Here is a 12,202-nt window from a genome sequence, read left to right as displayed (position 1 = left end):
AATTGGGGTCGCCTTTGGGCGGCCCCTTTTCGTTTGGAATGACAGATTGGTGAATTGCCCTCACCGGATGTTCTGTTAATGTTCCGTCATTGTTTGACGGAGAGACAGATGAGCCGATTGATCGAAGGTCCCGATGGGCGCCATCGCTGTGCCTGGGCAGGCACGGTGGAGGCGTTCTTGCCCTACCATGACACCGAATGGGGCTATCCGGTGGGCGATGATATTCGGCTGTTTGAAAAGCTTTGTCTGGAAAGCTTTCAGTCAGGCCTCAGCTGGCGCACCATTTTGGACAAGCGCGAAAACTTCCGCGCGGCGTTTGATGGGTTTGATTTCAACAAGATGGCCCGATATGGCCCGCAGGATGTGGAGCGTCTGTTGGGCAATGCTGGCATCGTACGCCATCGTGGCAAAATCGAAGCGGTGATCAACAACGCGGCCCGGGCGCAGGAGCTGGTGGCCGAGGCCGGATCCATCGCCGCCTTTGTCTGGAGCTTTGAGCCCGCCCCCGAAGAGCTGGGCGAACCGCAGACGCAATCCACTTCACCGGCCTCGGTTGCTTTATCCAAAGCGTTGAAAAAACGCGGTTGGAAATTCGTTGGCCCAACCACGGTTTTTGCCTTCATGCAGGCGATGGGGCTGATCAATGACCATGCCGAAGGCTGCGCGATGCGCGAAAAAGCTGCCGAGGCGCGGCGCAAGTTTGTGAAACCCGTCTGATGCGGCTGTTCCTGCTTGTCGCCCTGACAATGGCAGCCTTTGCGGCCAATTCATTGCTGAACCGGGCAGGCATTGTGCAGGCGGGTGCGGATGCTCTGGGCTTTGCCGTTGTGCGTCTGCTTTCTGGGGCCGGGATGCTTGGCCTGTTGGTGCTGCTGCGGCCGCGTACGGTGCAATGGCTGCAGCCGTCCCGTGCCTTTGGGGTGGCGAGCCTGCTGCTCTACCTTTTTGGGTTTTCACTGGCTTATCAGGCACTGGATGCCGGGGCCGGGGCGCTGGTGTTGTTTGGGATGGTGCAGGTCACGATGTTCCTTGGTGCACTGGTCCTGCGTGAGGTAATCCCGGTCACCCGTTGGCTGGGCGTGGGCGTTGCGATGACCGGGCTCTGTTGGCTGCTGTGGCCGGGGGAGGGGGCGCAACTGTCCAGCGGTGCCGCTGGCATGATGGCCCTCGCGGGGGTTGGCTGGGGGGTGTATTCGCTGATCGGCCGGGGCGCGAAGGATCCTCTGGGTGATACGGCGGCAAACTTCGTGCTGGCGGTGCCCTTTGGCATGGTGGCGCTGATCTGGGCGGATTGGCATATGTCCACGCCCGCGCTTGTCTTGGCGATCACCTCGGGCGCGGTGACATCGGGGCTGGGCTATGCGCTGTGGTATGCGCTACTGCCGCAACTGGGGGCAGGACGCGCGGCCGTGGCACAGTTGAGCGTGCCCGTTTTGGCCATTCTAGGCGGCGCGCTATTGCTGGCGGAGTGGCCGGATTTCGAATTCCTGCTGGCCACCGGCATTGTGCTGCTGGGCGTGGCCCTGGCGGCCAAACGCGGCTAGCGGCCCGATTGGAAAGACCCGGGAGGACCTGCCAATACGGGCCGCCCTTAAGCTGGATTAGAGGTTTGCCGGGTTAAACACCCGATCGCCAGCGGTAACGGTGCCAGCAGGGTTTGTGGTGGGGATGGACACGGTCCCGACGATATTGTCGCGGGAGATACCGGTTGAGCTGGATGACGTGCCAGTCGACCCCGTCGTCCCGGTGCCGGACCCGGCAGATGTCAGCAGTTCCTGTTCCGAAATGACCCGTGGCTGCGCGCCGGTTGCCTGAGCATTCGGCGGCGTTGCCCCGACAATGGTCACCCCGTTTGAGTGGCCCTGCGGTCGGCTATCGGCCCCTTCGGTGGTCATACATCCTGCGACCAGAAAAAGGGCAGGGGCGGCGATCAATACAGCTTTCATTCGAATTCTCCTCACACTTAAATCATGTACTCAGGAACGGCAGAGCGCGCCTTGAGTGTAGCGCAAATAGGCAGTGGGCTGCGGCGTTACAGCGCATATCACTGGCATGTGAGGGAAATTCGCCATCACGTGAAGTGTTGAAACAAAACGCCCCGCATGAGGATGCGGGGCGTTTCGGGATCTATTCCGTTCCGGCATCAGGCCAGAACGTTCGCAAGTCGTGCGACTTAACCGAGTTTCTCGGTCAGTTCAGGCACAGCCGCGAAGAGGTCGGCGACCAGACCAAAGTCAGCAACCTGGAAGATCGGTGCTTCTTCATCTTTGTTGATCGCAACGATGATCTTGGAGTCTTTCATACCTGCCAGGTGCTGGATCGCGCCCGAGATACCCACAGCGATATAGAGATCCGGTGCCACCACCTTGCCGGTCTGGCCCACCTGCCAGTCGTTCGGGGCATAGCCCGAGTCGACTGCGGCACGCGATGCGCCAACAGCGGCGCCCAGCTTGTCAGCCAGTTTCTCGATCAGGGCGAAGTCCTCTTCGGAACCAACGCCACGACCACCGGAAACAACCACACCGGCCGAGGTCAACTCGGGACGGTCGCTTTCGGCAACCTTGTCTTCAACCCATTCGGACAGGCCGGGGTTGCCAGCTGCAGCGATGGATTCGACAGCAGCCGAACCACCTTCGCCAGCGGCATCAAAGGTCGAGGTCCGCACGGTCAGAACCTTGGTCGCATCCGAGGATTTGACGGTCTGGATCGCGTTGCCAGCGTAGATCGGGCGCTCAAACGTGTCCGCGTCCACAACGGCGGTGACGTCCGACAGGACCATCACGTCCAGCAGGGCAGCCACGCGCGGCAGCAGGTTTTTCGCAGCCGCGGTCGAGGGCGCAACGATGTGGCTATAATCGCCAGCCAGCGACACAACCAGATCACCAATCGGTTCGGCCAGACCGTTGCCATAGGCCGCGTCATCGGCGCAAAGCACTTTGGAAACGCCATCCAGCTTGGCGGCGGCTTCGGCGGCGCCGTTGCAGCCTGCGCCAGCGCACAGAACGGTTACGTCACCCAGGGCCTTGGCGGCGGTCAGGGCTTTGGCGGTCGCATCAACGGCCAGTGCACCGTTTGCAACTTCAGCAATCAGAAGAACAGCCATTATACAGCCCCCGCTTCTTTCAGTTTCGCAACCAGCTCATCAACCGAGCCAACCATGATGCCTGCGGCACGTTCTGCCGGCTCACCGGTTTTCACGACCTCAAGACGCGGGGTGGTGTCGACGCCGTAGTCGGCGGCGGTTTTCTCATCCAGCGGCTTTTTCTTGGCTTTCATGATGTTCGGCAGCGAGGCGTAGCGCGGCTCGTTCAGGCGCAGGTCGGCGGTGATGATCGCCGGCAGGTTCACCTTGATGGTCTGCAGACCGCCGTCCACTTCGCGGGTCACGGTGGCAGCATCGCCATCCACGTCCACTTCGGACGCAAAGGTCGCCTGACCCCAACCCAACAGCGCCGCCAGCATCTGGCCGGTCGCGTTCATGTCGTTGTCGATCGCCTGTTTACCGGCGATGACCAGCTGCGGCTGCTCTTCGTCGACAACGGCTTTCAGGATCTTGGCAACGGCCAGCGGTTCGATGTCCTGATGTACATCGTCAGCCGCGTTCACCAGGATGGCGCGGTCGGCGCCCATGGCCAGTGCAGTGCGCAGGGTTTCCTGGCTTTGCTTCACACCGATCGAGACCACAACGACCTCATCGGCTTTGCCTGCTTCTTTCAGGCGAATGGCCTCTTCGACGGCGATCTCGTCGAATGGGTTCATTGACATCTTGACGTTGGCGAGATCGACGCCGCTGCCGTCCGCTTTCACGCGAACTTTCACGTTATAGTCGATCACACGTTTGACAGGTACGAGTACCTTCATTTCGTGGTCTCCCTTCAGTGCTTGGCGCCACAATTGCTGCAGTGCCGAAATGCTATGTGCCTTTGTTATATTCTTGCGCGATGGCAAAACAGGGCAAAATCGTCACGTTAGCGCCAAAGGACGCCGCGTTCCGCATTTTTTGCGACAGAAAAGTTGCTGAAATTTTGCAGCTTCCCCTGGGGAAGGGTGAAACTGAGTGTCGCGGCTGTATATCAGCGCGAATCCGTGTTCTGGCCGTAGGCTCCTCGCGCGCGTTGAGCGCCACAAAAGGAATCACCCGGTCATTGCGGAGGGGCTGTCAGCCTTGACCTCGATCAGGGTATGTCGTGCGGGCGGCTGCTATCCTATTGGGGAAAGGAGTGACCGCCATGTTAGCTGTGACCAAGATTGCCCCGAACCGAGTAGACTTGACCCTGAGCGGGAAGGTCGACGCTGAAGAAATGCGCAAAGGACTGGATGACCTGATTAGCCTTTCCGAAGGCATTACCGGCGGCGTCATGCTTTACCGGATCCCAGACTTTGCGATGCCCAGCTTCGCAGCCATCGGGGTGGAGATGACGCGCTTGCCTGCGCTTTTTGGTCTGCTCAGCTGCTACGATCGCTGTGCCGTTCTAACCGATGCCAGCTGGCTGCAATCTGCCGCCGAGATGAAAGGCAGCCTGTTCGGTGGCATCGACATCAAAGCCTTCGATCTGGATCAGGAAAAGGCCGCTGAAGCCTGGCTGGCAGAGGCGCCTGCAAGCGCCCCTGCCTAGGCCTGCTAAGCCGATTACCGGTTCGCGCCCGGCACCCAGAGCACATCGTCGGCGCCATTTTCGTTGGCGACGCGGGCGCCGACAAAGAACCAATCGCTCAGACGGTTCAGGTATTTGATCGCTGCCGGGTTCACCAGCTCATCCGCCGCCAGTTCCACCGCCAGACGTTCGGCGCGGCGCGCCACGGTGCGGCAGACATGCAAATGGGCGGACAGGGCGGTGCCACCGGGCAGGATGAAACTGCGCAGCGGGCTCAGGTCCTTGTTCATCGCATCGATCTCGGCTTCCAGCCGTTCGACCTGTGCGTCGGAGACACGCAGCGGCGGGTATTCGGCCTCGGCGTCTTTGTCCATGTCGGGGCGGCACATGTCGGCGCCCAGATCGAACAGATCGTTCTGCATCCGCCCCAGCGCTGCGTCCATCTCACCCTCGGCCTGCAGCCGCGCCACACCCAGCGTCGCGTTCAACTCATCCACGGTGCCATAGGCGTTCACCCGCGCCGAATGTTTCGCCACACGGGTGCCGTTGCCAAGTGCTGTGTCACCCTTGTCGCCGGTGCGGGTGTAGATCTTGTTCAGGACCACCATATCAGAAACCCCCGCGCAGCCAGACAAACCCAAGGATCAGCACAACAGCGATGAACTGGGCCGCGATGCGCCAGCGCATCAGCTTGTTGGCGTATTTCTTGTTAAACTCGCCCCCTTTGGCAAAGCCGCCGATCCCAAACATCAGGATCACCAGCACGCCCAGACAGGCAAAGGCCACAACGTAAAACAGCGGATCGTCAGCCATTATCCCCAATTCCCTTTTTTCGGTTTTCCCTGATGTAGAGGTGCGGGCGCATCGTGCAAGCCCCTAATTCGTCGCGGGCTGCTGCGCGGAGGGGCAGGTCAGCCTTTGGCCAGCAGCCAATCCAGCGCCCGTGTCGGCAGGAGGCGGCGCAATGTGCCCATGATATAGGTCGGCGTGGTGACATAATAACGGGGCCGCGGATTGGCGCTGTTCAATGCGCGCAGCAGCTTGGCGGTCACAGCAGAGGGCGGCAGCTCAAAGGTGTCTTTCTTGTCGCTGTCCTTATACAGCCGCTTGTTCAGCGTCGCCCGGTATTGATCCGCCCGCGGTGAGTTTTCCCAATCGATCCATTTTTCAAAATGCGGAATGGCGTTTTTGCGAATGTTGGAGGTGACCGGGCCGGGTTCGATCAACACCACCTTGATACCGGTGTCGCGCATTTCGATGCGCAGCGTATCGGTCAGCGCCTCCAGTGCAAATTTGCTGCTGTTATAGGCCGATCGCCAGGGCGCAACCACCAGCCCGAGTACAGATGAGCAGTTGACGATATGGCCATGCCCCTGCGCCCGCATCACCGGGATCACCTGCCGGGTCAGATCGTGCCAGCCAAAGACATTGGCCTCAAAAACCTCCCGCAGGGCGCCGCGCGGCAGATCCTCGTTGGCGCCGGGGCAGGCATAGGCCCCGTTGTTAAACAGCGCATCCAGCGTGCCACCGGTCTGGTCCAGCACATGGGTGAGGGCTGCGGTGATCGAAGCCTCATCGCTGTAATCCAGCTGCACGGTTTCCAGACCTTCCGCCGCAAGCCGGTCACAGTCTTTCTGTTGACGGCAGGCGGCAAAGACGCGCCAGCCCTCGGCCTTTAGCCCATGCGCGGCGTCATAGCCGATGCCTGAAGAGCAGCCGGTGATCAAAATGGTTTTTTGTGCCATGGCCGTGATGCGCCTCTTCCCTGTTTGCACTGCTGGCAAAAGGGCTAGGGCATTCAGTTGGCTGACGCAATCTCTGCACTGTCAGCGGGGGGGCGCGGTTTCCGGCGGCGTGACCTTGGCGCTGAGCAACTTGGCGGAGATCCAGCCGATGCGTCCTGCTTCTGCCACCCCATCACGCACCTGCAGCTTCAGCCAGCCGGTGCTGGGATCTTGCAGAACCTTCACGGCGGTGCCGCGGGGCAGGCTGAGCAGGACATTGTACCGGGTGCCGGGGCCGTTGCGCATATTGGCGCGGCTGACGATGACTTGGCGCAGGTCGACCTCTGGCACGGCGTCAATCACCTGCGTGCGCTGGGGATCAAATCCCGCCTGACGCTCAGCCACAACCTCGGCTGCAATCGCTGCGACGATGTCGGCGCTGGTGGCATCATCGGTCAGGGTGGCGGGTCCTGCGGATGGCTGCGGGTTGGCGACGGAAACCTGCACGGGCACATCTGTGGCCCGCACCAGCGGCAGGCGCGCGACCTCAAACCGGGGCAGCGGCATCTGCGCGAAACGCTCCCGCTGTGGCACGGGTTTTGGGGCGGGCGCGGCCCGGTCCGTTGCTGGAATGCTCAGGCTGATGTCGACGGCCTGACGGGCCACTTCGGGCGTGGGCTGGCCGGCGGTTGGTGGTGCGGAGTCCGCGCCACGTGCGGCCTGACGCAACGCGCCCTCAGCCTCGGGGTCAAAACTATCGCCGCCGCTCAACTCATAAAAAGCCAGCGCCATAAAGATCAAAGATAGAAAAACGAAGCGCGACATGCCGCACCTCCTTCGGGGGGAGTAAAAGGAAATGATATCAATGCAAGTATCTTACCATATCAGTGCCCCTCATGGGGACTCTGCTGATAAACTTCCCCCCTAGGTGGTGGGGTGCTGCGAATCTGGCACGGCGGCGTGTGCAAGCAGCAAATTCAACGGCGCAAGGCTTGTCGGGGTCAGCCTGCGCGGCTACACAGCATCTATGACTGACGTGACCGACGACCCCAATATGGACCAGCTGGAAGTGGCCGAGCCTCTGCGCCGGGCCATTGGCGAACGCTATCTCACCTATGCACTCAGCACGATTATGCACCGGGCGCTTCCGGATGCGCGTGACGGGCTGAAGCCGGTGCATCGGCGAATCCTTTACGCCATGCGTGAGCTGAAACTCTCGGCAAGTGGGGGTTTCCGGAAGTCTGCCAAAATCTCGGGCGACGTGATGGGCAACTATCACCCGCACGGGGACGCCGCGATCTATGACGCCATGGCGCGTCTGGCGCAGGACTTCAACGTACGCTACCCGCTGGTCGACGGTCAGGGCAACTTCGGCAACATTGACGGTGATAACCCCGCGGCCTCGCGCTATACTGAGGCGCGGATGACCGCCGCGGCTGAGGCGCTGCTGGAAGGCCTCAATGAAAACGCCGTTGATTTCCGCGAAAACTACGATGGCACGCTCAACGAACCTGTGGTTCTGCCCGCCGCCTTCCCGAACCTTCTGGCCAATGGCGCCGCAGGGATCGCCGTGGGCATGGCGACGAATATTCCGCCCCATAACATCGAAGAGCTGATTGGCGCCTGCCTGCATCTGATCAAGACACCCGATGCCCGGGATGAGACCCTGCTGAACTATGTGCCGGGGCCGGATTTCCCAACTGGCGGCGTGATCGTGGAGCCGCGCGAAAACATCGCCAAAGCCTATGCCACCGGGCGCGGTAGCTTCCGCCTGCGCTGTAAGTGGGAGGTTGAGGATCTGGGCCGTGGCACCTGGCAGATCGTGATCACCGAGATCCCCTATCAGGTGCAGAAGTCCAAGCTGATCGAAAAGATCGCTGAGCTGATCCAGACCAAGAAGATCCCGATTCTGGCCGATGTACGTGACGAATCCGCCGATGACATCCGCCTGATTCTGGAACCCAAGTCCAAGAACGTAGATCCGGCGGTTCTGATGAACCTGATGTTCCGCAACTCGGATCTGGAAATCAAATTCTCGCTCAACATGAACGTGTTGATTGATGGCGTGACACCCAAAGTGTGTTCGCTGAAAGAGGTGCTGCGCGCCTTCCTGGATCATCGTCGGGATGTGCTGCAACGCCGGTCCAGACATCGGTTGGATAAGATCGATCACCGTCTTGAGGTGCTGGAAGGCCTGATCATTGCCTTCCTCAACCTCGACCGGGTGATTGACATCATCCGCTATGACGATGCGCCGAAACAGGCGCTGATGGCGGAAAACTGGGCCGACAAGAAACCGCGCGCCACGGATGAGAGCGATTACCGCTCCCCATTGCCTGCGGGCGAAGGTGTGGGCGAACTGACCGAGGTTCAGGCCGAGGCGATCCTCAACATGCGCCTGCGCTCCCTGCGCCGCCTGGAAGAGATCGAGCTGACCCGCGAACGCGACGCCCTGCTGGAAGAACGCGCCGGCCTGCTGGAACTCTTGGGCAGTGAAGACCTGCAATGGATCCGTATCAGCGAAGAGCTGAAAGAGACCCGCAAACAGTTTGGCCGCAGTTCCGAAGGGGGCAAACGCCGGTCCGATTTCGCCGAAGCCGTGGAAGCCGAAGAGGTGCCGCTGGAGGCGATGATCGACCGCGAACCGATCACCATCGTCTGCTCGCAGATGGGCTGGATCCGCGCCATGACCGGCCATATCGATCTGAAGCGTGAGCTGAAGTTCAAAGACGGCGACGGCGCGCGTTTCATCTTCCACGCCGAAACCACCGATCGCCTGCTGGTCTTTGCCAGCAACGGGCGTTTCTATACCCTGCAATCGTCGAACCTGCCGGGTGGCCGTGGCATGGGGGAACCGCTGCGCCTGATGGTGGATATCCCGAATGAGGCGGAGATCATTGATCTCTTCATTCACCGCCCCGGTCAGAAACTGCTGGTCGCCTCCACCGAAGGCAACGGTTTCATGGTGCCCGAGGATGAGATCCTGGCCCAGACCCGGACCGGCAAACAGGTGCTGAACGTCAAAGACGATGTGAAGGCCCAGTTGGTTCGCCCCATCGCGGGCGATCACGTCGCCATTGTCAGCCAGAACGGAAAATTCCTGGTCTTCCCGGTGGAAGAACTGCCAGAGATGACTCGCGGCAAAGGGGTGCGCCTGCAGAAATACAACATGGCGCGCGGCCGGCAGGGCACGTTGGAGCTGGACGGCGGCCTGTCGGACATCACCACCTTCACCTGGGAACAGGGGCTCAGCTGGGAAATGGGCGGCGGCAAAACCCGCCATGAGCCGGATATGTCCGAATGGCTGGGCAAACGCGCCGGCGTTGGCAAGAAGCCCCCGTATGGCTTCCCCCGTGATATGAAATTTACCTAATTCAAATGTGGGTCCCTCGCGGGGCCCGCTCTATTTTTGGCGCCTTCGGCGGGCTGCCAAATCGCTTTCAACGTTTCCCAAATACTCTGGGGGAATTGGCCGCAGGCCAAGGGGGCAACGCCCCATATACCTCCGCGATCTAAACCGCCTCTGCCTGCAGCCAGACGCCGCCTTCGGGGCGCAGGGTCAGGATCATCACGGGTTTCGGTGTATGGCCGGGCACCGGGGTAAACCGGTAGCGCGCCAGCAAGGTGGCGAGGATGATCACCGCCTCTTGCAGCGCGAAAGAGGCGCCGATGCAGATCCGTGGCCCGTCGCCAAAGGGCAGGTAGGCATAACGCTGGATCGCTTTGCGGTTCTCAAACCGCTCGGGGCGAAACTGATCCGGGTCCTGCCACAGCAGCTGATTGCGATGCAGCGCATAGATCGGGATCATCACTGTGTCACCCGGGTAGACGTCACGCCCACCGAGCGTATCCTCCTTCTGCGCAGTTCGCGACAGGATCGCCGCCGGCGGGTATAGCCGCAGGGTTTCCTCCACGATCTGGCGCAGGAACGGCAGTTGTTCCAGATGCGCCGCGGTGGCGGTCCCCTTGCCAAAGGCTGCCTGCGCCTCCGCCCGCGCCCTGTCTTGGGCGGCCTGATCAAACCCCATCAGGTAAAGCGCCCAGCCCAATGTCAGCGCAGTGGTTTCATGCCCCGCCACGATGAAGGTCAACAGGTTGTCGCGCAATTCGCCGGTGTTCATCTGTCGATTGGTTTCCGGGTCTTCACCGGCCAGCAGCAGGTCCAGCAGATCCGGCACCTTCCGTGCTCCACCCTGTCGCCGCCCCTCGATGGAGGCATCGGCGACCCGCTTCATCTCTTTAAGCGCTTGGCCTGAGACCATCCGTCCCGGCCGCGGCACCCAATCGGGCAGGCCCAGCATATCAAAGAGCGAAATCTTCCCAGCCTCAGCGATATACGCGTCAATCGCGCGGTGAATGGCGGCGCGGTCAAAGCCTTCATCGCCGGAAAAGGTCACATCGCTGATCACATCAAAGGTGGCGCGCACCATTTCATCCGCCAAGTTGATGGCCCTTGGGCCGGCGGCCTCGACCCGGGCGCAGGCCGCCTCGGCTGCGGCGCTCATCACCGGGGTGAGGTTGGTGACGTTGCGGTGCGAAAACACCGGCGCGGCGGCCCGGCGCTGCCAGCGCCAATGGGCGCCTTCGGCAATGAACAACGATTCGCCAATGGCCGGCCGCAGCAGGTTCTTGGTGACCAGGGATTTGGGATAGTCCTCTACCCGTTCCAGCAGCACCCGGCGGATGGCATCGGGATCCATCACCATATGCCAGCGCCGGCCGGTTTTGCCGCTGACCATCGGTTGGCGGGTCGCCACTTCAGGGATGATCGACAGCAGGTTCTGCCGCGCCGCACGCAGGGATTTCAACATGCCCCAGGGTTCGCGCACCAATGGCACATGGGCGGGTAGGGCAACATGGCTGGGGGCACCGGTGATCTCTGGGATATAGGGCATCCTCACTCCTCCTCTATCAGGATATATGTGCAACGTTTGCCACGGCAATCCATCCGCGCCGCGTGAGGCAATTTGCCTGCGCGCAGTGGCTGCGGTATGGCAGGGAAAGCCTTCGACAAAGAGGGCACTGCAGGATCAAGGGAGAGGTTTGGGATGCTGATGCGAATTCTGGCGGGGCTGGCGCTTTTTGGATTGGTGGCCTGTTCGTCCACCGGTGATCTGGAAGAAAAACCAGAACCGCTGGGGGACTTCGCCTTTGGTCACAACATCGTGGTGGCCAACAACATGGTCAAAGGCCCAGTGTCACGAGACGCTGAACAGGAAGAATGGGTCACCGCCTTGAAACAGGCCATTGGCACCCGATTCGACCGCTATGAAGGCGATCGCCTCTATCACTTTGGCGTTTCAGTACAGGGGTTTGTGCTGGCCCAGCCCGGTCTGCCCGTTGTGGCCTCCCCGAAATCAGTGTTGATCCTCAACCTCGATGTCTGGGATGACGCCAAGGGTGTCAAAATGAACGCAGAGCCCAAGCAGATCACCGTTTTGGAACGGATGTCGGGGGAAACCTTCATCGGATCTGGCCTCACCCAATCCAAAGAGGTGCAGATCAAGAATCTCAGCGAAAATGCGGCTCGGCTGATCAAGAACTACCTTGAGCGTCAACATGCCGAAGAAGGCTGGTTTGTGCCTGAAGGTGACGCTGCGGATGCGGCGACAGCAGATGCTGCTGTGGAGGGCGAAGCCCCTGAACAAGAGGCAGAAAATGCCACCGAGGCGGCAGCTGCGGAAGAAACCGCGACCGAAACGTCGCAACAGGGGGCCGATGAGGCCACTGAGGATGCAACAGACGCTTGATTTTCCTCTCCGAACCCAATAAACGGCCCGCGATGATCAATCGGGGCGAGGGCCCCCTAAACACGAGGCGCCTTTAGAATGGCAAAGGAAAAGTTTGAGCGTTCCAAACCGCACGTTAACATCGGCACCATCG

13 protein-coding genes are annotated in these 12,202 nt (G+C 60.9%); 5 read left to right on the top strand and 8 right to left on the bottom strand.

Annotated elements, in window-relative coordinates; genetic code table 11:
- Positions 1 to 108: 108 nt before the first annotated feature.
- Positions 109 to 717 (top strand): DNA-3-methyladenine glycosylase I, encoded by a 609-nt coding sequence (locus TL5118_RS15920; protein ID WP_058245310.1) that lies wholly within the window; start codon positions 109 to 111, stop codon positions 715 to 717.
- Entirely contained in the window at positions 717 to 1,544 is an 828-nt protein-coding gene (locus tag TL5118_RS15915; RefSeq protein ID WP_058245309.1) for a DMT family transporter, read from the top strand. The genes TL5118_RS15920 and TL5118_RS15915 overlap by 1 nt, the downstream gene beginning before the upstream one ends.
- A 57-nt stretch (positions 1,545 to 1,601) precedes the next feature.
- On the opposite strand, the gene TL5118_RS15910 is transcribed toward TL5118_RS15915, so the two are convergent.
- From TL5118_RS15910 to TL5118_RS15900, 3 genes are all read right to left on the bottom strand, one after another.
- Positions 1,602 to 1,946, bottom strand: a complete 345-nt coding sequence (locus TL5118_RS15910; RefSeq protein ID WP_058245308.1) for a hypothetical protein — start codon at positions 1,944 to 1,946, stop codon at positions 1,602 to 1,604.
- 227 nt (positions 1,947 to 2,173) lie between these two features.
- Positions 2,174 to 3,103 carry an electron transfer flavoprotein subunit alpha/FixB family protein gene (locus TL5118_RS15905; RefSeq protein ID WP_058245307.1) on the bottom strand — a complete coding sequence of 310 codons (930 nt, stop codon included), beginning with the start codon at positions 3,101 to 3,103 and terminating at the stop codon, positions 2,174 to 2,176.
- Positions 3,103 to 3,861, bottom strand: a complete 759-nt coding sequence (locus TL5118_RS15900; protein ID WP_058245306.1) for an electron transfer flavoprotein subunit beta/FixA family protein — start codon at positions 3,859 to 3,861, stop codon at positions 3,103 to 3,105. The genes TL5118_RS15905 and TL5118_RS15900 overlap by 1 nt, the downstream gene beginning before the upstream one ends.
- A 368-nt stretch (positions 3,862 to 4,229) precedes the next feature.
- Here TL5118_RS15900 and TL5118_RS15895 point away from each other — a divergent pair, with 368 nt between their 5' ends.
- The gene (locus TL5118_RS15895) at positions 4,230 to 4,616 is read left to right on the top strand and encodes a SpoIIAA family protein (protein ID WP_058245305.1); all 387 of its coding nucleotides are present in this window, start codon (positions 4,230 to 4,232) and stop codon (positions 4,614 to 4,616) included.
- A gap of 14 nt (positions 4,617 to 4,630) precedes the next feature.
- Here TL5118_RS15895 and TL5118_RS15890 read toward each other — a convergent pair whose 3' ends face one another.
- From TL5118_RS15890 to TL5118_RS15875, 4 genes are all read right to left on the bottom strand, one after another.
- A complete protein-coding gene (locus TL5118_RS15890) occupies positions 4,631 to 5,203 on the bottom strand; it encodes a cob(I)yrinic acid a,c-diamide adenosyltransferase (protein ID WP_058245304.1) in 573 nt (190 codons plus the stop codon).
- A gap of 1 nt (position 5,204) precedes the next feature.
- Positions 5,205 to 5,408, bottom strand: coding sequence for a twin transmembrane helix small protein (locus tag TL5118_RS15885; protein ID WP_058245303.1), 204 nt, complete (start codon positions 5,406 to 5,408; stop codon positions 5,205 to 5,207).
- 98 nt (positions 5,409 to 5,506) lie between these two features.
- Complete coding sequence (locus tag TL5118_RS15880; protein ID WP_058245302.1) at positions 5,507 to 6,340, bottom strand: SDR family NAD(P)-dependent oxidoreductase; 834 nt, start codon at positions 6,338 to 6,340, stop codon at positions 5,507 to 5,509.
- Positions 6,341 to 6,421: 81 nt separating this feature from the next.
- Positions 6,422 to 7,144 (bottom strand): SH3 domain-containing protein, encoded by a 723-nt coding sequence (locus TL5118_RS15875; protein WP_058245301.1) that lies wholly within the window; start codon positions 7,142 to 7,144, stop codon positions 6,422 to 6,424.
- Between the two features lie 202 nt (positions 7,145 to 7,346).
- Here TL5118_RS15875 and TL5118_RS15870 point away from each other — a divergent pair, with 202 nt between their 5' ends.
- Complete coding sequence (locus TL5118_RS15870) at positions 7,347 to 9,692, top strand: DNA topoisomerase IV subunit A (protein ID WP_058245300.1); 2,346 nt, start codon at positions 7,347 to 7,349, stop codon at positions 9,690 to 9,692.
- 139 nt (positions 9,693 to 9,831) lie between these two features.
- Here TL5118_RS15870 and TL5118_RS15865 read toward each other — a convergent pair whose 3' ends face one another.
- A complete protein-coding gene (locus TL5118_RS15865; protein ID WP_058245299.1) occupies positions 9,832 to 11,214 on the bottom strand; it encodes a cytochrome P450 in 1,383 nt (460 codons plus the stop codon).
- A gap of 153 nt (positions 11,215 to 11,367) precedes the next feature.
- On the opposite strand from TL5118_RS15865, the gene TL5118_RS15860 reads away from it, so the two are divergent.
- On the top strand, positions 11,368 to 12,069 hold the full coding sequence (locus TL5118_RS15860; RefSeq protein WP_058245298.1) for a hypothetical protein: 702 nt from the start codon (positions 11,368 to 11,370) through the stop codon (positions 12,067 to 12,069).
- Positions 12,070 to 12,202: the final 133 nt, after the last annotated feature.

The organism is Thalassovita autumnalis, assembly GCF_001458255.1.
Classification (GTDB): Bacteria; Pseudomonadota; Alphaproteobacteria; order Rhodobacterales; family Rhodobacteraceae; genus Thalassobius; species Thalassobius autumnalis.
This window is presented reverse-complemented; position numbering and strand designations above follow the sequence as displayed.